17 protein-coding genes are annotated in these 19,239 nt (G+C 59.8%); 12 read left to right on the top strand and 5 right to left on the bottom strand.

The window, feature by feature from the left end; all coding sequences use genetic code 11:
- Window positions 1-45 precede the first annotated feature (45 nt).
- From IE127_RS05640 to IE127_RS05625, 4 genes are all read right to left on the bottom strand, one after another.
- Complete coding sequence (locus IE127_RS05640) at window positions 46-3,162, bottom strand: efflux RND transporter permease subunit (protein ID WP_189424162.1); 3,117 nt, start codon at window positions 3,160-3,162, stop codon at window positions 46-48.
- Between the two features lie 2 nt (window positions 3,163-3,164).
- Window positions 3,165-4,355, bottom strand: a complete 1,191-nt coding sequence (locus IE127_RS05635; protein WP_189424160.1) for an efflux RND transporter periplasmic adaptor subunit — start codon at window positions 4,353-4,355, stop codon at window positions 3,165-3,167.
- 121 nt (window positions 4,356-4,476) lie between these two features.
- A complete protein-coding gene (sseA, locus tag IE127_RS05630) occupies window positions 4,477-5,319 on the bottom strand; it encodes a 3-mercaptopyruvate sulfurtransferase (RefSeq protein WP_189424158.1) in 843 nt (280 codons plus the stop codon).
- A gap of 14 nt (window positions 5,320-5,333) precedes the next feature.
- Window positions 5,334-6,380 (bottom strand): LacI family DNA-binding transcriptional regulator, encoded by a 1,047-nt coding sequence (locus tag IE127_RS05625; protein WP_189424720.1) that lies wholly within the window; start codon window positions 6,378-6,380, stop codon window positions 5,334-5,336.
- Between the two features lie 460 nt (window positions 6,381-6,840).
- On the opposite strand from IE127_RS05625, the gene IE127_RS05620 reads away from it, so the two are divergent.
- From IE127_RS05620 to IE127_RS05590, 7 genes are all read left to right on the top strand, one after another.
- Window positions 6,841-8,109 carry an ABC transporter substrate-binding protein gene (locus IE127_RS05620; protein ID WP_189424156.1) on the top strand — a complete coding sequence of 423 codons (1,269 nt, stop codon included), beginning with the start codon at window positions 6,841-6,843 and terminating at the stop codon, window positions 8,107-8,109.
- A 109-nt stretch (window positions 8,110-8,218) separates the two neighbouring features.
- Window positions 8,219-9,199, top strand: a complete 981-nt coding sequence (locus IE127_RS05615; RefSeq protein WP_189424154.1) for a carbohydrate ABC transporter permease — start codon at window positions 8,219-8,221, stop codon at window positions 9,197-9,199.
- The gene (locus IE127_RS05610) at window positions 9,199-10,029 is read left to right on the top strand and encodes a carbohydrate ABC transporter permease (protein ID WP_189424153.1); all 831 of its coding nucleotides are present in this window, start codon (window positions 9,199-9,201) and stop codon (window positions 10,027-10,029) included. The genes IE127_RS05615 and IE127_RS05610 overlap by 1 nt, the downstream gene beginning before the upstream one ends.
- Window positions 10,030-10,040: 11 nt before the next feature.
- A complete protein-coding gene (locus IE127_RS05605) occupies window positions 10,041-11,048 on the top strand; it encodes an ABC transporter ATP-binding protein (RefSeq protein ID WP_189424151.1) in 1,008 nt (335 codons plus the stop codon).
- A 184-nt stretch (window positions 11,049-11,232) separates the two neighbouring features.
- Window positions 11,233-12,015 (top strand): ThuA domain-containing protein, encoded by a 783-nt coding sequence (locus tag IE127_RS05600; RefSeq protein ID WP_189424149.1) that lies wholly within the window; start codon window positions 11,233-11,235, stop codon window positions 12,013-12,015.
- 71 nt (window positions 12,016-12,086) lie between these two features.
- Window positions 12,087-13,136, top strand: a complete 1,050-nt coding sequence (locus tag IE127_RS05595; RefSeq protein ID WP_189424147.1) for a Gfo/Idh/MocA family protein — start codon at window positions 12,087-12,089, stop codon at window positions 13,134-13,136.
- 73 nt (window positions 13,137-13,209) lie between these two features.
- Window positions 13,210-13,461 carry a GlsB/YeaQ/YmgE family stress response membrane protein gene (locus tag IE127_RS05590; RefSeq protein WP_189424145.1) on the top strand — a complete coding sequence of 84 codons (252 nt, stop codon included), beginning with the start codon at window positions 13,210-13,212 and terminating at the stop codon, window positions 13,459-13,461.
- A 76-nt stretch (window positions 13,462-13,537) separates the two neighbouring features.
- Here the strand turns inward: IE127_RS05590 and IE127_RS05585 are convergent, their stop codons facing one another.
- Complete coding sequence (locus tag IE127_RS05585; RefSeq protein ID WP_189424144.1) at window positions 13,538-15,130, bottom strand: bifunctional metallophosphatase/5'-nucleotidase; 1,593 nt, start codon at window positions 15,128-15,130, stop codon at window positions 13,538-13,540.
- A 281-nt stretch (window positions 15,131-15,411) separates the two neighbouring features.
- On the opposite strand from IE127_RS05585, the gene IE127_RS05580 reads away from it, so the two are divergent.
- From IE127_RS05580 to IE127_RS05560, 5 genes are all read left to right on the top strand, one after another.
- On the top strand, window positions 15,412-15,855 hold the full coding sequence (locus tag IE127_RS05580; RefSeq protein WP_189424142.1) for a GtrA family protein: 444 nt from the start codon (window positions 15,412-15,414) through the stop codon (window positions 15,853-15,855).
- A gap of 10 nt (window positions 15,856-15,865) precedes the next feature.
- Entirely contained in the window at window positions 15,866-16,525 is a 660-nt protein-coding gene (locus IE127_RS05575) for a class I SAM-dependent methyltransferase (protein WP_244639950.1), read from the top strand.
- A gap of 50 nt (window positions 16,526-16,575) precedes the next feature.
- The gene (locus IE127_RS05570; RefSeq protein WP_189424140.1) at window positions 16,576-17,226 is read left to right on the top strand and encodes a ThuA domain-containing protein; all 651 of its coding nucleotides are present in this window, start codon (window positions 16,576-16,578) and stop codon (window positions 17,224-17,226) included.
- 81 nt (window positions 17,227-17,307) lie between these two features.
- Window positions 17,308-18,183 carry a cytochrome b/b6 domain-containing protein gene (locus IE127_RS05565; protein ID WP_189424138.1) on the top strand — a complete coding sequence of 292 codons (876 nt, stop codon included), beginning with the start codon at window positions 17,308-17,310 and terminating at the stop codon, window positions 18,181-18,183.
- A complete protein-coding gene (locus IE127_RS05560; RefSeq protein WP_189424136.1) occupies window positions 18,180-18,971 on the top strand; it encodes a molybdopterin-binding protein in 792 nt (263 codons plus the stop codon). Before IE127_RS05565 ends, IE127_RS05560 begins: the two co-directional genes overlap by 4 nt.
- Window positions 18,972-19,239 lie beyond the last annotated feature (268 nt).

Raw genomic sequence — 19,239 nt, 5'->3', positions numbered from 1 at the left:
CATGGCTCATCCGGCTTCAAGGCATTATGCGATCTCACGCACGCATTACTCTGCTGGCCTGGGTGTTTCAGCAGAGTCGAGCTCACGCTCGAGGCGCGCCTCTTCCTCGGCTTTCGGGTTCGAGAAGCGCGCCAGCAAAAGATAGGCAACCGGGGTGAGATAGAGGGTGGAGATAGCGGCGAAGCTCAGCCCGCCGACGATGACCCAGCCGAGGGCCTGACGCGATTCTGCCCCCGCTCCTTGTGACAAGACCAGTGGGACACCGCCGAGAATGGTCGCGATCATGGTCATCAGGACCGGACGAAGCCGGATGTTTGCCGCTTCCTCAACAGCGTCCCGAACGGCGTAGCCCTGATCGCGCAGCTGGTTGGCGAATTCGACGATCAGAATGCCGTTCTTGGCCATGATGCCGACGACCAGCACAAGGCCGATCTGGCTGTAGATATTGAGGCTACCCCCAGTCACGAGCAGCGCATAAAGCCCGGCTGCGACGCCGAACGGCACCGTGGTCATGACAATTATCGCACTCCAGACACTCTCGAACTGGGCGGCAAGCACCAGCAGAATGATGATCAGGGCGAAGCCGAAGGTGATGAACAGACCATTATTGGCCTCGCCTATGGTACGGGCTTCAGCGAGAGGCTGGATCGCCGTGCCTTCAGGCAGAATCGGCTCGGCGATTTCGAGAAGGCGCTGGTAGGCATCGCCCATGGCGAGCCCGGAATCGAGGCTTGCCGAAACGCTGACGGCGCGACGCTGTTCTTCACGTCCAAGCGATGGAGAAACCGCAGCTTCCTCGATGCTGGCAATGGTGGACATCGGCACGAACCGTCCATCACCGGTTTCGACGAAAATCGTCTCAAGGTCCTGCGGGTCGTTGACCGGGTTGGTGGTCGAGACCATGCGCACGCTGTAGCTGACATCATCGATGAAGACGTTGCCAACGTCGGCGCCGTCAATCATCGCCTGCATGGTGGGCGCGAGCCCGGCAATATCGATGCCAAGCGAGTTGGCGCGTTCTCGGTCTATGCTGAGTGTGACCTGAGGCTCTGTGGTGTCGAACGCGACGCGGACACGGCCGAAGCGGCCATCCTCTTCCATTTCCTCTGCGATCTGTTCGGCGGTGTCCGCCAGCACGTCGTAGTTGGAGCCGACCACGGCGAACTGCAACCCCTCGCCGCCGCCCCGAATACCGAGGCTGTTGCCCTGCCGGACAAAGGCGCTGACTCCCGGCACCCGTTGGGTCATCTGATTGATTTCGGAGGCGATCTCCGCCTGGCTGCGTTCCCGCTCATCCCAGGGGGCGAGCGTCAGCGAGAGTATGCCGCCGGTGCCCCAGCCGGAGAGGACGAACAGGGACGTTGCTTCGCCGGAATCGACATAAGGCTGGAGCATCGATTCGATCTGCGTCATCCGGGTCCGCACGAAATCGAGGCTCACCGTATCCGGAGCGCGTACGAACATCGAGATCTGTGAGCGATCCTCCTGCGGCGTGATTTCCTGACGCAGGCTGCCATAGACATAATAGGCGGAGCCAGCGAATAGCGCCGCGACCAGCAGCACCACCATGGGATTGGCAAGGGCGAGGCGCAGCGTGCCGCGATAAAGCGCAGCGCCGCCTCGGCCGATGGCGCCAAACAGTCCCCGGCGTGAGCCGGCCTCCGGGCCGCCGCCTTTGAGGAACCGCGATGCGAGCATGGGCCCCATCGAGAGCGCGACCAGCGATGATAACAGGACCGCAATTGCCAGCGTAAAGCCGAACTCGCGGAACAGCCTGCCGGTCTGTCCTTCCAAGAAAGAAAGCGGGATGAACACAGCCGCCAGTGTGAGCGTGGTGGCAATAACGGCGAAGAACACTTCCTGCGTGCCGAGAACGGCAGCCGCTCGCGCGCCGGCACCCATATTGCGGCGGCGCACGATATTTTCGAGCACGACGATCGCATCGTCGACGACAAGGCCGGTGGCCAGAACCAGAGCCAGCAGCGTCAGGATATTGATGGAGAAGCCCGCGATATAGATGCCGCCGACGGCTCCGATCAGGGCAATCGGCATGGCTACGGCCGGCACTATTGTCGCCCGCCAATCCAGCAAAAACAGATAGATGATGACGATGACGATGACGAGAGAGGCGAGCAATGCAATCTGCACCTCGTGCAGCGCGCCCTCGATGAAGACGGCATCGTCGCTAGAGATCTTTATGGTGACGCCTTCCGGCAAAGTCTGGCTGAGGCTTTCAACTGCATCCTCGACGCCGCTCGAAATCTCGATGGTGTTGGATTGCGCCTGGCGCACAATGCCGAGGCCAATGCCAGGCTTTCCATCTGCCCTCAGGAAGCTGGAACTCGCGCCGGCGTCAAAAACGACTGTTGCCACATCGCGCAGCCTGTTCTGACCGCTGACGATAATGTTCTCGAAATCCTCAGGGGTCGTAACTTCCGAGATGGCGCGCACGGCGATGTTCTGGTTGGGACCGTTGATCGAACCGGCGGGCGTATCGAATGCGATCGTCGACAGGGCATTGCGCACGTCGGCGACTGTCAGCCCGAGGCTCGCCAGCTTGATCGGGTCGACGTCAACTTCAAAGGAATTGGACCGGGTGCCGTAGACTTGAACCTCGGCGACGCCCGGCACAGCAGCAAGGCGTTCCGAGACGACATCCTCAACGATCTGGCTAAGCTCTGCCGTGTCCATCGTATCGGAGGTCACGGCAAGCTGCATCATCGCCTGCGCATTGGAATCCGCCTTACGGATCGTCGGGTCTTCCACATCGTCAGGCCAGGAGCGACCGACACGGCTGAGCGCGTCTCGTACATCGGAGGTCGCGACATCAATATTGGTATTGTCGGAAAACTCCAGGGATACCCGGCTCGAACCGTTGGAGGAGCTGGAGGAGATTGCCGTGACACCCTGAACGCGGGCTACGGCACCTTCGACGGCGGCCGTGATCTCTCGATCGACGGTTTCCGCAGCGGCACCGTCAAAGCTTGTTGAAATGGAAATGACAGGTTGTTCGACGCTTGGCAGTTCGCGCACCTCGGCAGCGAGAAGCGCTGCAAGGCCGCCGACGACGATCAGGGCATTGATGACGACGGCCAATACGGGACGCCGCACGAACAGCGCTGCAAGCGTCCCGCCGCGCTGGTTTTTGCGTTCGATCGACATGGCTAACCCTCCTCCTGCTCGACAGGAGCGTCGGCAGGTTCAGCCTCTGCGTTCTGGTTGCCATCCGGACCTGAAAGCAGGTTGACCTCGTCGCCGTCGCCGAGCTGAAGTATGCCTTCGGTGATGATCGGGTCGCCCTGCTGCAGCTCGGCTCGAACGAGGACACCGTCGCTGTTGCGCTGGACGATCTCTGCCATCACACGTTCAGCTCTGCCATCGCTATATTTCCAGACATAGGAGCCTTCCGCAGACCACAGGATGGCCAACGGATCGACGGCTGGAAACTGCTGTCCATCGAAAGCCATGCTTACAGAAAACGACATGCCGGGGCGCATGGCGCCATCATCGTTGGGAATAGTCGCCTGCACCTGCAGCGTGCGGCTTTCGGTTTCGACGCGGTTGTCGATTGCAGAAATCTCGCCGCTGAAGACTTCTCCGGGCAGCGCGACTGGCATGGCGTCGATCTGCATGCCTGTACGAACGATGGTTGCGTACCGCTCCGGAACCCAGAAGTTGACGCGAAGCGAGGAGGTGTCCTCGATGGTGGTGATTGCGGTCTGCGAACCCACGTAATTGCCGGGGGTCACCTGCATGAGCCCGACCGTGCCCGCGATGGGGCTGACGATCTGGCGCTCCTCCAGCTCCAATTCAGCGCTGCGCAATTCCAGTTCGGCCGTATCTGCATCGAGTTGCGCAGTGCTCAGCGCCGAGCTTGCGACGAGATTACTGCGTGCCAATTCCTGCTGCCGCTCAAGCGTTGCCTCGGCATTTTGCAGGGCAAGCGCCGCACGATCACGCGCAAGGCTCTGGGCGGCGGAGTTCAGCCGCCCGATGATCTGCCCGGCTTCCACGACATCGCCGGGCGCTACAAGCAGCTCTTCCAGCGTACCGCCTGCCGGTGAGGTGACTGTGACAGAGCGGGCAGCGGCGCTTTCGCCGAGAGCGGTGAGGGAATCGTTGATTGTGGCGAGGGTTACGGGCGTCGTGACGACATTAGTCTGCCAGCCGCCAAAGCCGCCACTTGGCCCGCCGCCGCGTGCCGGGCCGCCTTCGGCAGCCTGCGCGCTTTCCGACAGGAACGGCACCGATATGCCGTATTCGTCCAGCGTCTGTCGTGCACCGGGCGCGAAGTTCACCCAGCCGACGAATGCCAGAGCCGATAGAACGAGACAGATAGACAGTTGGCGCAGCAAACGACCGATCCTAGTTCGTGGCGAGGCAATGCACTTACGTACGGGCGACAGGCGCTCGCTTCGGCATTAGAGCACACACTAGCAAGGGATGGGCCGGGCACACCTTAAATTGTTGTAAGCTTCAGTTATTTCCGGTGGCGACTTCGGTATCCGAGTGACTTCCCCAATCTGCCCACGATCCGTCATAGACGCGGACCTTGCCGTTTCCGACAGTTTCCAGCGCGAGTGCGAGTATCGCTGCGGTTACGCCCGATCCACAGGTGGTGATGACAGGCTGCTCCGGGTCGATACCTGCATGGGTCACGGCTTTAAGAATTGCGCTGCTGGAGATCAGTTCACCATTCTCGATCAACGTCGAGGCGGGCAGGTTGCGGCTGCTGGGAATGTGACCGGAGCGCAGCCCCTCACGAGGCTCCGGCTGTTCGCCTGCGAAGCGTGGTGCCGGACGTGCGTCGAGGATTTGCCCGCCGGATTTCGAGGCTGCTTCAACTTCCGCGAGATCTGCAACCCTCTTCTGGTCAAACGCCGCTTTGAACTGCGTTGGGGGCGGGTAAGGCCAGCCGGTGGCGAGGGGGCGGCTCTCTTCTCGCCAGCGCTTGCCGCCGCCAGAGAGAATGCGCACGTCCTTTGCGCCCATCGCTCGAAATGTCCACCAGACGCGTGGAGCGCTGAACAGCCCCGCCTCGTCGTAAATGACGATTGTCATGTCCTCGGAAATGCCCATTTGCCCGATCACCGATGCGAAGAACTCCGGCGTTGGCAGCATGTGGGGGAGGGCGGTGTGCTGGTCAGCGATCTTGTCGAGATCGAAGAAGACCGCGCCCGGGATGTGGCTCGCAGTGAATTCGGCTTCTGCGTCGCGATCGGTTCCCGGCAGGTACCAGCTGGCATCGACGATCGCGACATCCGAGCGCCCTAGAGCCTCTTCGAGCCATTGCGTTGAAACGAAGGGGGTGTCTGCCATGAATGCCTCCTTGGTCAGGAGGCCGAATATGCCTTGGCGGGCGCGATCGGTCGAGGGGCGGCGGTCGACTGCCGCAACACCAGTTCGACCGGCCATTCCTCATGGATCGCACCAGCCGGCTTTCCGGCGAGCAACTGCAGGAGCAGCTCGGCGATTCGTATTCCAGCCTGCCGGATTGAAGATCGCGTAGTCGACATCGTCGGATACATGTTGTCTGCGTTGAGATAAGGGAACACATCGTCGTGCGCGATCATCGACACGTCGCTGCCAAGTTCCAGACCTGCCTGCCTGATTGCGCGAAAAACGCCGAGTGCGGTCATCATCGAGCCGGCGAGAAAGGCTGTCGGACGGTGATTTTGCTCAAGCATTGACTGTGCCAGGCGGAACGCGACCTCGTCCGTAAAGGTGGAATTGGTCATCAGCGCTGCCTCGACCGGTAGATCCCGGGAGGAGAGGGCAAGCCGGTAGCCGGCCTCCCTGTGCTCAGCGAATGTGCGGCCCTTTACGCCATTAAGCAGCGCAATGCGCCTGTGACCGAGATCGAGCAGATGCGAAGTGGCCCGTTCGACAGCGCCCTGATTGTCTATGTCAAACCAGGCAACCTCCTTGCCGATATCGGTGCGCCCGTGGAGAACGAAGGGCACCTTCAGATCGAACAGGAGCTGCGCGCGCTCATCGAAGAGTTTCGGTGAATGCAGCACCATTGCATCGACCTTGCGGCTGGCTGCGGCGCGGCGATAGGCGGCCAGTTCGTCCTGATAGGAATCAACCGTGGTGACGAGGATGTCGACTTCTTCCTCGGCAAGGCGCCCGCCCAGGCCGCCGAGAAACTCGCTGGTGTGGGGACCGAACTCCTCGGAGCCGCGCAAGACCATGCCGATTGCTCCCGCGCGACCCGTGGCCAGCATGCGCGCGCTGGCATTTGGACGATAGCCGAGGCGCGCAGCTGCCTCATTCACGAGAATGCGGGTCGACTCCTTGACCTCGGGATAGCCGTTGAGCGCCCGGCTTACTGTCGTTTGCGACAGTCCGAGATGAAGCGCCAAGTCCTTGAGTTTCATAGTCATTCTGTCTCCCGCGCTCATGGCCGGACTCATTGGAGAGCAGCCATTTGTGCAGGAGGTTCACCCGCGCAATGTCGAGTGAACGCCTCCTCCTGCGGATATTCAAAGCGATTTCAATTTTTCTGGCAAGCCCTGTCTTACAGGCGCCGTGAGATGAGGTGCGTACATCAGAAACAGTGCCGCATCGTTTGCCTAGCCTGACGCATCTGAACCACTAACCAATTGATAAAAATAGAAAAAGATAAATTTCGAGGATCTGCCGCGCGGAAAACATAATTGGCACGCTTGACAGCTCACGCTGCCTCTGTTTCATTTTTTGCCAAAGCGCTTTGGGTGATTTCAAATGGTCACTTGGAGAGCTTTATCGGGAGGAGACGAAGGATCATGTTTTCAGCGTACCTAGGTGCGTCGAAAGCTCTTTTGCGCCCTCCCTCGCAATTTTCTCGGGAGGTACTTCATGAAAATCAATAAGATGCTGGTCGGCCTGCTCACCAGCGTAGCGCTTGGCGGCGGCGTGGCACATGCTGCAGAGCTTGCCATGGTTTCGGGCGATACCGGCACCGGCCTCGAATTCCTGCGTGGCCAGCTTGACCGGTTCGAGGAAGAGACCGGACACACCGTTACCATCGTGCCGATGCCGTCTTCGACCAGCGACCAGTTCGGTCAGTATCGCCTTTGGCTTGCGGCGGGAAATTCCGACATCGACGTCTATCAGACCGACGTGATCTGGGCACCGCAGCTGGCGGATCAGTTCCTCGACCTATCGGAAGCAGCGGCTGACGTTGTCGACGACCACTTCCCTTCGATTATCGAAAGCCAGACGGTGGACGGTAAGCTTGTTGCGCTCCCCGCTTTCACCGATGCGCCGGCGCTTTACTACCGCACCGATCTTCTCGAAAAGTACGGCAAGGAAGTTCCGCAAACCTGGGCCGAGCTCGAAGAAACCGCCATGGAGATCATGGAAGGTGAGCGTGAAGAGGGCAATCAGGACATGTGGGGCTTTGTCTTCCAGGGCAATTCCTACGAAGGCCTGACCTGTAACGCTCTCGAGTGGGTCGCCTCGCACGGCGGCGGACAGATCGTTGAAGCCGATGGCACGATCTCGATCAACAATCCGCAGGCCATCGAGGCCGTCGAGCAGGCTGCAGGCTGGGTTGGCACGATCGCGCCAGAGGGTGTGCTTGGCTACATGGAAGAAGAAAGCCGTGGCGTCTGGCAGCTCGGCAATGCCGTGTTCATGCGCAACTGGCCCTACGCCTATGCGCTCGGCAACAGCGATGGCTCGGCGATCGCCGGCGATTTCGATGTCGCACCGCTTCCGGCCGGTTCCGGCGAAGAGGGGCGCTCGGCTGCAACGCTTGGTGGCTGGAACGTAGCCGTTTCGAAGTACTCTCCGGATCCTGAGGCTGCCATCGAGCTGGCAATGTTCCTCTCCTCTGCAGACGTTCAGAAGGAACGCGCGATCAACCAGTCGAACCTGCCGACCATCGAGTCGCTGTATGACGACGCCGAGATCGCTGAAGCTCAGCCGATCATCCCGAACTGGAAGGAGATCTTCCAGAATGCGGTGCCGCGTCCGTCGGCTCCGACCCAGTCTAACTACAACGAGGTTTCCTCGATGTTCTGGGGTGCGGTGCACGAGACGCTGTCCGGCAACGGCACGGCAGCAGAGAACCTCGAGCTGCTCGAGCTCGACCTCGCCGACATCAAGGGCGACAGCTGGTAAGCCTTTCTGGCGGGCGGCGGTAATCCCGCCGCCCGCCGACCAACCAGCCCCTCCACAGTCCAGGCAAGTGCCCGAAGCCGCGTGCTCGGGTGATAGGGGAAGCAGTGCCATGACTACCGAAACCATGGTTCGGCCGGCGGTCGCCGATAGCGGCGCAAAGCGCTCCGAACTTCTCGCGCAACGCGTGCGGGCCGCGCGCTGGTTCCTTGTGCCGATGCTCGTTGCGCTGGCAATCGTGGCCGGGTGGCCATTGCTGCGTTCGATCTGGTTCTCGTTCACCGACGCCTCGCTCAATGATCTTTACGGCGCAGAATTCATTGGTTTCGACAATTATCTGCGCTGGCAGACGCTCGAGAGTGGGCGCACCATCTATCGCGGGCTGTTGGTCGACGACGCGTGGTGGAACGCAGTGTGGAACACTGTCCGTTTCGCTGTGATTTCAGTATCGATCGAAGCCGTTCTGGGCATCATCGTCGCCCTGGTCCTCAATGCCGAATTCAAGGGCCGCGGCCTTGTGCGCGCGGCAATTCTCATCCCCTGGGCGATCCCGACGATTGTTTCGGCCCGCATGTGGGGCTGGATGCTGAACGACCAGTTCGGCATCATCAACGACATCATGCTGAGGCTTGGGCTGATCTCGCAAAAAATCGCCTGGACAGCGAGCACCGATACCGCAATGACCGCGGTCCTGATCGTCGACATCTGGAAGACCACACCATTCATGGCGCTGCTTGTGCTGGCGGGCCTGCAGATGATCCCCAAGGATATCTACGAGGCTGCCGATATCGATGGCGTGCATCCGGTCAAGCAGTTCTTCCGCATCACCCTGCCTCTGGTGCGCCCGGCGCTGATGGTCGCGATCATCTTCCGCGTTCTCGACGCACTGCGCATTTTCGATCTGATCTACGTCCTGACGCCGAACAGCCCCGCAACCGAAACAATGTCGGTCCTGGCGCGAGAGAATTTGTTCGATTTCGACAATTTCGCCTACGGCTCGGCGCAGTCGACACTGCTGTTCTTCATCATCGCGCTGTTCACCATCGTTTACATCTGGCTCGGGCGCGTGAACTTTGACGGGGGAGACCGCTAATGGCCTGGGCGTATACCAAGAAAGCAGCGTTTTACCTGCTGGTGCTGGTCATCGTGGTGGTCTCGGTGTTTCCGTTCTACTACGCCATCCTGACCAGCTTCAAATCCGGCACCGATTTGTTCCGGATAACCTACTGGCCGACCTCGATCAGCTTCGACAATTATCTGTCGGTGCTGAACCAAGGGTCTTTCCCACGCAATGTGTTGAACTCGATCTTTGTCTCGACGCTGGTCGTCGTCCTGGCACTGTTCCTGGCCGTCACCGCTTCATTCGCGCTCAGCCGCGTGCGCTTCCGCGGCCGTGGCCTGTTGCTGATGACGATCCTCGCGGTCTCAATGTTCCCGCAGATTGCGGTGCTGGCGGGTCTGTTTGAGGTGATCCGCGGCCTAGGCATCTACAACACGCCTTGGGCGCTGATTTTCTCCTATACAATCTTCACCTTGCCGTTCACCGTTTGGGTGCTCACGACCTTCATGCGTGATCTGCCCATCGAGATCGAGGAAGCGGCTATCGTCGATGGTGCGACACCATGGGTGATCATAAGGCGTGTGTTCATGCCATTGATGTGGCCCGCCCTCGTCACTACCGGGCTTCTGGCATTCATTGCGGCGTGGAACGAGTTCCTGTTCGCGCTGACCTTCACCTCCTCGAACACAACCCGCACGGTGCCGGTTGCAATCGCGCTGCTGTCGGGCGGCTCACAGTATGAAATCCCCTGGGGGAACATCATGGCGGCATCGGTGATCGTGACCGTTCCGCTTGTGGCCCTCGTCCTCATCTTCCAGCGTAAAATCGTGTCCGGTCTCACCGCCGGCGGCGTCAAAGGCTAAGGAGCCGCATCATGGCAAAAATCGAACTGAAAGACATTCGCAAGTCGTTCGGCGCCGTGGAGGTGATCAAGGGCGTGTCGCTCGACATCCGGTCCGGCGAGTTCATGGTCTTTGTCGGCCCGTCCGGCTGCGGCAAGTCCACGCTGTTGCGGCTGATTTCGGGACTTGAGGACATTACTGCCGGCGAGATGTCGTTTGACGGGCAGGTGGTGAACGCGCTGACGCCGTCGAAACGCGGAATCGCCATGGTTTTCCAGTCCTACGCGCTTTATCCGCATATGACGGTTTACGAGAATATGGCGTTCGGCCTGACGCTCGAGAAGGGCAAGCCCAAAGAAGAGATCAAGAAGCGCGTGCACAGGGCAGCAGAGATGCTGCAGATCAGCGATTATCTCGATCGGCTGCCCAAGCAATTGTCCGGCGGCCAGCGCCAGCGCGTGGCTATCGGCCGGGCGATCACCCGCGATCCGCGCGTGTTCCTGTTCGATGAGCCGCTCTCGAACCTTGATGCGGCGCTGCGCGTCGCGACCCGCATCGAGATCGCCAAGCTTCACGAATCCATGCGCGACACGACGATGGTCTACGTCACCCACGACCAGGTCGAAGCCATGACGCTGGCGGATCGCATCTGCGTGTTGCGTGACGGGCTGGTAGAGCAGGTGGGTACGCCGATGGAGCTTTATGAAAAGCCCGACTCGATGTTCGTCGCCGGCTTTATCGGATCACCGAAGATGAACTTCATTTCCGGAAAGCTGGCAGAAGGTTTCAATGCGCCAACCGTTGGCGTGCGTGGTGAGCATCTGGTGATCAAGCCAAGCGATGGCGTCTGGTCGGGCGAGGTCATCCACTCCGAGAACCTCGGGTCGGACAGCTACATCTATGTCAATGTCGGTAGCGAGGAACCGGTGGTGGTGCGCGAGGATGGTGCCACCAAACATGCTGTCGGCGAGCACGTGGAGATCGCACCCATCGATGGACGCGTCCACAGGTTCGACAAAGCAGGAAAGCCGATCCGCTAACCTTTGCAATAGTGCGAAATTGACGCCGGTGCTCGAACGGGGTTGAGCACCGGCGTATTATCGCGATAGTGGCGTAGCCGAAAGGCCGGTACTCGCGCCGACCATCGACTTGTTGAAACCAGCTCCCCACGTGGTGCATCGCCCGTGCGGATCAACTGCAGACAATCACCTACAGGAGGCCAAGATGCCTATCAGAACCCTGGTCTGGGGCGAGAACGTTCACGAGCAAAAGAACAAGGTCGTCGCCGATAACTACCCTGAAGGCATGCATGGCCAGATCGCCAAGCTGCTTTCCGAGGACAGCAATATTTCGGTGAAGACGGCAACGCTGCAGGAGCCGGAGCACGGCTGTACCGAAGCGGCACTGGCCGAAACCGACGTCTTGATGTGGTGGGGCCATGCTGCGCATGGCGATGTCGAGGATGTGGTGGTGGAACGTATTGCCAAGCGCGTCTGGGAAGGCATGGGCCTGATCGTCCTTCATTCAGGGCACTTCTCCAAAATCTTCAAGCGTCTGATGGGCACGCCCTGTGCCCTGCACTGGCGTGAAGCCGGCGAGCGCGAACGCGTGTGGGTGGTCAATCCAGGCCATCCGATCGCAAGGGGGCTTCCTGCTCACTTTGAGCTCGAGATGGAAGAGATGTACGGCGAACCGTTTTCCGTGCCGGAGCCGCTCGAGACGGTGTTTATCTCGTGGTTCCAGGGCGGCGAGGCGTTCCGTTCGGGCATTACCTATCGCCGTGGTGCCGGCAATATCTTCTATTTCCGCCCGGGTCACGAAACCTATCCCACCTATCATGATGCAACCGTTGGTCAGGTGCTGCGCAATGCGGTGAACTGGGCCTACAATCCGGAATCGCACCCGGAACTGATGGATGCGCCCAATCGCAGCATCGATAAGGCGCTGGAGCCAATCGAGGAGCGCGGTCCGCGCCTTCACGCACACGGCGAAGAAGGCTTCCGCTAAGCTATGTACTCAAGCCCCTGGCCATGACGGCCGGGGGTACTCCTCTCCAGATCAGCCCCGGACTTGATACTATGCGCCTGCTCATCCTCGGCACGGGCGGCATGGCAAACGCCCATGCCAAGAACTTTTCTGCAATCGATGGCGTAGAGGTCGTCGGTGGCGTCGATGTCGATCCCAGCCGGGTCGAGGCGTTCAACGCGATGCATAACATTCCGCATGGTTTCGGGTCGCTCGACGCGGCGCTGAACTGGGGCGAGTTCGACGCCATCGCCAACGTGACCCCCGACAGCGTCCATCATCCGACGACGATGGCGGCGCTGGCTGCCGGCAAGCACGTATTCTGCGAGAAGCCGCTGGCGACCGACTATGCACGCGCAATCGAGATGACCGAAGCGGCGGAAGCCGCTGGTGTGGTTGCGATGGTCAATCTGACCTACCGCAACGTGGCGCAGCTGCAAAAGGCTCGGGAGCTCGTGCAGGCGGGTGAGCTCGGCAAGGTGAAGCACTTCGAGGCCAGTTACCTGCAGAGCTGGTTGGTTTCGAAAGCCTGGGGCGACTGGCGCACCGAAAGTCAGTGGCTCTGGCGGCTGTCCAAAAAGCACGGCTCGAACGGCACGCTGGGCGATATCGGCATCCACATCCTCGATTTCGCTGTCTACGGGGCGGGCAGCGATATCGACAAGGTGTTCTGCCGGCTGGAGACCTTCAACAAGGCGGAGGGCGATCGGATCGGCGAGTACGACCTCGATGCCAATGATAGCTTCGCGATGACTGCGCAGCTCGAGAACGGCGCGCTCGGTGTTGTGCATGCGACCCGCTGGGCCACCGGGCATTTCAACGAGCTTCGGCTCAGGGTTTATGGCGAGCGGGGCTCTGTCGAAGTGCAGCATCGACATGATTGGTCGAAGCTGTTCACCTGCCTGGGTGATGATGCGGAAACCGGCAAATGGACGGAAACCGAGGTGCCGTCCGTGCCCACGAACTATGAGCGTTTCTTCGAGGCCGTGCAGATGGGCCGTACTCTTGAGCCCTCATTCCGCCATGCCACCAGCCTTCAGCGTGTGCTGGATCTGTCAATGCTCACCGATCGGGACCGTCGCGAGCATGAGGTCTATCTCTAGTTGTTCTGACTGCTCAGTGCTTGCAAATGACGCCTCCCGTGCCGAATTTAGTGCGCAGCAGATGGAGGCATGAATGAGCATATTGTGGAGCATTATCGTCGGGTTCTTTGCAGGGCTGATCGCCAAATGGGTGACGCCTGGCGATAACAAGCCATCCGGCTTCATCCTCACGACCGTTCTGGGCGTCATCGGAGCAGTGCTGGCAACGTGGCTGGGACAAGCTGTTGGGCTTTACGGGCCAAATGACGGGGCAGGGTTCATCGGCGCGATCGTCGGCGCAGTGATCATTCTTCTGGCCTGGAGCCAGATTGCAAAGCGCTCCTAATGTACTCGCCCGTACTGTAGGGAAGAAAAAAGGGCGCCCCTGAGGCGCCCTTTCTGTTTGGATTTGTCACGAGCCCTTACTGGGCTGTGATACGTCCGTCAGTGAATGGTTCGTACTCATCGCCCTGTTCGGCGATAAAGTCGGCAACCACGTTCTCGAGCGGCGGGCCGAAATCGTAGGCATTGTCACCGCTGGCAAAGGTTTCGTAGCCGTCACCGCCACCACGCATGTAGTTGTTGGTCACGATCGTGTAGGTCGCGTCTTCATCGATTGCGACCCACTCGCCGTTCTCGTCGACCATCACATCGCTGATGCGCTCGCCAGCCGGCTGGTCGATGTCAAAGGCGTACTGCAGCCCCGCAACCTGCGGGAAGCGGCCGGCACCGTTTTCGATGTCACTGACGCCGTTCTCAAGAGCTTCGATGACATCGGCACCGGAGATTTCGACGGTTGCGAGCGTGTTCGAGAAGGGCAGAACCGTGAGGACCTCACCCATCGTGATCTCGCCGGCATCGATAGAGGCGCGTAGCCCGCCGCCGTTCTGGATTGCGATGGTGGCACCCTGGTCAGAGGCAGCATCCAGCATGGCTTCGGCAACGAGGTTGCCCATGGAGCATTCGCCAGCGCGGCAGGTCTCGCGGGAGCCGTCGATCTCGGCGCTCGTGGTGCCGATGACTTCCTGCATCAACTGGGTGATCGGCTCTTCAAGCTCGGCAAGACGTTCAACAGCGTCTTCATCCGGAGTGACCGAAGCATCGAGAAGCAGCGGATCGCCTTCGGCCGAAATGACGTTGCCATCATCATCCCAGGTGACCTCGATGTCGCCGAGGTACTTGCCGTAGGAATAGGCAGTAACGATCGGCACTTCAGTGCCTGACGGGCCGTTGACCATCGTCGGATAGCCACCGGCGGCCGACTCGTCCGAGTTGGACAGCAGAGTGTGCGAGTGCCCGCCGACAATGATGTCAATGCCGGGAACGTTTGCAGCAATCTGCTGGTCGACCGTGAAGCCGACATGGGTCAGGGCGATGATCTTGTTGATACCGGCAGCTTCGAGCGCAGCGGCTGCGGAACGAAGAGAAACCATGGTGTCTTCGATGACCACATCGTCGCCCGGCGAGGAGGTTTCGTCGGTGTCTTCAGCAAGAGCGGAAACCACGCCGACGCGCTCACCGCCGAAATCGAGGACATAGACGCCAGGCAGTTTGCCTGCCAGGTCAGCATCAGCCATGACATTGGTGTTGGTCGAGATGATCGGGAAATCGACCGCCTCGATCAGGGCTGCCAGTTCTTCCGGACCGTCATCGAACTCGTGATTGCCAACGGCCATCACGTCGATACCCAACTCCTGCGTAAACTCGGCGATGATCTCGCTGCGGTAAGTCGAGTAAAAGAGCGAACCCTGGAACTGATCGCCCGCGTCAAGAAGAACGACGTTCGCGTCCGAGAGTTCTCCGCGGCGCTGTTCCACTGCAGTGATCAGGCGTGCAATGCCGCCAAAGCATTCGCCCGCAGCATCGGTTTCGGCATCGCAATTCGAATCGGTTCCGGTAATCGGGGCGAAGCGCGAATGGAAATCGTTGATGTGAAGGATGTTGAGCGTAAATTCGGCATGCGCCGCGCCCGTCATCATCGTGAGCGCGGTCGCGCCCAAAAGCAGTCGTTTCATCCCTGTGTCCCTTCTTGTATTTCGGACGGTCGGCGCCTCTATTTCACGCGTTCATGACGACGCGATGAAGTCGCTTAAGAGCCTGCCGCCCCAAGCATGAGAGTTAATCAGGAAACGCCAGGCGTTGAAAGTGGACCAGGTGGTCAAAATTTGATCCGGGTCAGCTTTACTGTCGATTAACCATGTCATCCAGCTGCCGGTGGAAACTTCGTCGCCTGTAAGCATTTGCCCATAAAGAGGTGCCAGTCTGACTGAAATTCTCAAGCCCTGTGACGCCGATAATGTCCGAAATCTCATCATCGCCAAGAAGTCAGCGGCTGCTGGCAAAGCCGTTTGATGCCGATGCGGCTGCGCAGTTTGCGATTTTTACCGGCATAGGCGGCGGCGCGGCGATTGCCTATGCGGTGCTTGTGCACATGCTTGTCAGCGCCATGCCCTACCTCGCAACGGGGTTGATCGCTTCGCTGAGCTACGGCGCGTTTGTGGTCCCGGTCTATCTGCTGCATCGTCGGTATACGTTCAGGTCGGCAGCGGCCCACCGCCAAGCTTTGCCACGATATGTCACTGTGCAGCTGGCGGCTCTCGCGGGAGCGGGCATTTTCACTGCGGTCGCCTATAGCATGCTGGGGCACGGCAGCTGGATTGCCCCTTGGATTGGAATTGGTCTGACGTCCGGCGTCAATTTCCTAGCGGTAAGAGCCTGGGCGTTCGCCCGTGGCAACTGAGGGATTGTTGGTGCAAGCCAGGCTGAAAGCTCTCCTCAACGCGTCTCATGATGCTGCTGTTCTGCGGCGACGGGTCAAAGTGCTGGCAAGAGCCCTTGCGCGTGCCATTCCAGGGCCGGGACGCGTGCTCGACATCGGTTGCGGCGACGGTCAGATCGCAGCAGGACTGCTGGAACAAAGGCCGGACCTGCGGCTGGAAGGCGTTGATGTGCTGGTGCGTCCGCAAACCCGGGTGCCAGTTGCCGAGTATGACGGCGAGACCTTGCCTTTTTCCGATAACAGCTTCGATTACGTCACCATTGTCGATGTGCTGCATCACACGGATTCGCCAGTCTCTGTCTTACGGGAGGCGGCCCGGGTTGCCCGGCAGGGCGTGGTGATCAAGGATCATTTGCGCGAGGGTCTTCTTGCCGGCCCGACCTTGCGGCTGATGGACTGGGTCGGCAATCGTGGGCACGGCGTGCGCCTTCCCTACAACTACCTTTCGCTCGGCGAGTGGGAAGAGGCCTTCGACCGGGCGGCCCTTGATCGCTTGACCTGGGTGGACCGACTGGACCTTTACCCGCAGCCGCTGAACTGGTGGTTCGAACGCCGCCTTCACTTCGTTACTCTGCTGCGCCCGCGAGCGTTCCTACGCGACGAATATCCCGTCAGGGGTTTCAATACCTGATTGGTCGGGTATTCTCCGCCGCGAACTATGATTTGCGGGGAGCACGCGTGATGCGTAAGGCACTGATCGTTTACGGCGGCTGGGAAGGGCATGAGCCTGAGGAGTGTGCCGCTATTTATCGCCGATGGCTGCACGAAGACGGTTTCTCGGTTCGCACAGCAACGGAAACTTCGGCTTTTGCCGACCCATCGATCCACGACCTGTCTCTGATCGTTCCGATTTTCACCATGTCGAAGATCGAGAAGGATGAGGCGCTGAATTTGGCGAAAGCTGTCGAGGGCGGTGTTGGCCTTGCCGGCCACCACGGCGGCATGAGTGACGCCTTCCGCGATTCTGTCGTCTATCAGTTCATGATCGGCGGGCAGTGGGTGGCGCATCCGGGTGACATCATCGACTACACGGTGGATGTCGCCAAGCCCGAAGATCCGATCATGGAGGGGATCAAGTCATTCCCGTTCAACTCGGAACAGTACTACATGCATATGGACCCGGCGGCGGAAGTGCTGGCCACTACCACGTTCTCCGGTGAACACGCGTGGTGGATCAAGGACGTGGTGATGCCGGTCGTCTGGAAGCATAGGTATGGCCATGGCCGTGTGTTTCACACGACGCTCGGCCATCAGGCGCACGAATTCAACGATACCAACATGGCGACAATCATGCGGCGCGGGCTGAACTGGGCGGCGCGTGAAGAGAGCTAAATCCTGCTCGCTCCTTCTTGACTTGAAACAATCGGCCATCTGTTCCCGTATTAAACTGTAGAGCAATTCGGGGAGAAGCAGATGGCCGACAGTGCCACAGGCAGCACGCAGGATGTTGACGCCGAGACAAAGCCCGGCAAAGGGCCGCTGATCTACCGGCAGTCGATCTGGACACGCATCACTCATTGGACCTGGGTGATCTGCCTGTTCTTCCTGCTTTTTAGTGGGCTGCAGATCTTTAATGCTCATCCGACTCTCTACATCGGACAGCAATCGGGCTTTGAGTTCGACAACTCGGTCTTGAGCATGCGTGCCATCAATACCGACACTGGCCCGCGTGGGCAGACGACTGTGTTCGGTCAGACATTCGATACAACAGGTGTCTTCGGCATGAGCGGGCCGGCGGAGAACCCGCACTTTCAAGGCATGCCGCAGGCCCTGACGATCCCCTCGTTCCGCGATTTGGCAACGGGGCGAGTGGTGCATTTCTTTTTCGGCTGGATTTTCGTGGGCGCGCTGCTGGTCTGGTTCGTCGCCAGCTTCATCAACGGCCATCTGAAGCGCGACCTGGTGCCCAAGGGCGATGATCTGCGTGCGTTACCCGGCGATGTGAAGGCGCACGCAACGCTGAAGTTCAAGCATGGCCGCAGCTACAACCCGATACAGAAGCTGACCTACTTCCTGGTGTTTGTGGTGTTGTTCCCGCTGATAATCCTGACCGGGCTGACCATGTCTCCCGGCATGGATGCGGCTTGGCCGTGGCTGCTCGATATCTTTGGTGGTCGCCAGACAGCCAGGACCATTCATTTTGGTGCGATGCTTCTACTGGTCGCATTTTTCATCATCCATATCCTAATGGTGGTGGCAGCCGGTCCGATCAACGAACTGCGTTCGATGCTGACGGGCTGGTATCGGGCAGGACCAGAAACGGCGAAACGCGAAGGAGACCGCCCATGAGCACGTTCAAGCCTTCACGTCGTCGCTTTCTTGGTGCTGCTGCAGCATCAGCATCCTCGCTAGCCCTCGCCGGCTGCAGCCAGTTCGATTTTCTCGGCCAGCGTGACAACGCGGTCCGTGATACGCTGGAGCAAGCAAACAGCCTGACCTATCGCGTGCAAAGAATGCTGCTGGGTGAAGACTGGCTGGCGCGCGAATTCTCGGAAAGCGAGATCCGCCAAGGGCAGCGTCCCAATGGTTCGACCAACCCGCGTACCGAAGAGTATGCGGCTCTTCGCGATTCAAACTTCGCAGATTACCGGCTGGAAGTCGGAGGGCTTGTGGATAACCCGTCGAGCTTTTCGCTGGACGAGTTGCGCAACATGCCCGCGCGCACACAGATTACCCGGCACGATTGTGTCGAGGGCTGGAGCTGCATAGCAAAATGGACCGGGGTGCCGCTGCGGCTGATCCTTGATCAGGTGGGCGTGCGTCCGGAGGCTCGGTATGTAGTGTTCCGGTGCTACGACGATATCGAGCGCAGTATGTCGGGACTGGTGTTTTACTATGAGAGTTGCGATCTCGTTGATGCGCGCCACCCACAGACGATCCTTGCCTACGGGCTGAATGACCAGGCTCTGCCAGTCCAGAATGGTGCGCCTCTTCGGGTGCGGATCGAGCGTCAGCTTGGCTACAAGATGGCGAAGTTCATCCGGTCCATCGAACTGGTCTCGAGCTTTTCCGATATTGGCCGGGGCAATGGCGGATACTGGGAAGACCGAGGTTATGAATGGTACGCCGGCATTTGAGCATTGCGTTCCACGAATGGGTCGGTTCCCGACTTGGTGCTTGCTATTTCGGCGCGGCTGTACCAAATAGCATGCATCGTTGATTGCCGGCGATTGGCCGCTCAACGAACTTCTCTTCTTATCGAGACCTAGCGGTGAGCGGCGAAGTGGGCCCGGGATAACCAGCCGGGCAACGGGAACGATAGCGTTCCCGCGACACCGCACCCGCGCGATGCTTTCATCGCCGATGCACTCCTTCACCGATCGCCGCGGGCGATCCTGCGTGCCC

The sequence above is a fragment of the Devosia pacifica genome (genome assembly GCF_014652635.1).
In the GTDB taxonomy this organism is placed as follows: Bacteria; Pseudomonadota; Alphaproteobacteria; order Rhizobiales; family Devosiaceae; genus Devosia; species Devosia pacifica.
This window is presented reverse-complemented; position numbering and strand designations above follow the sequence as displayed.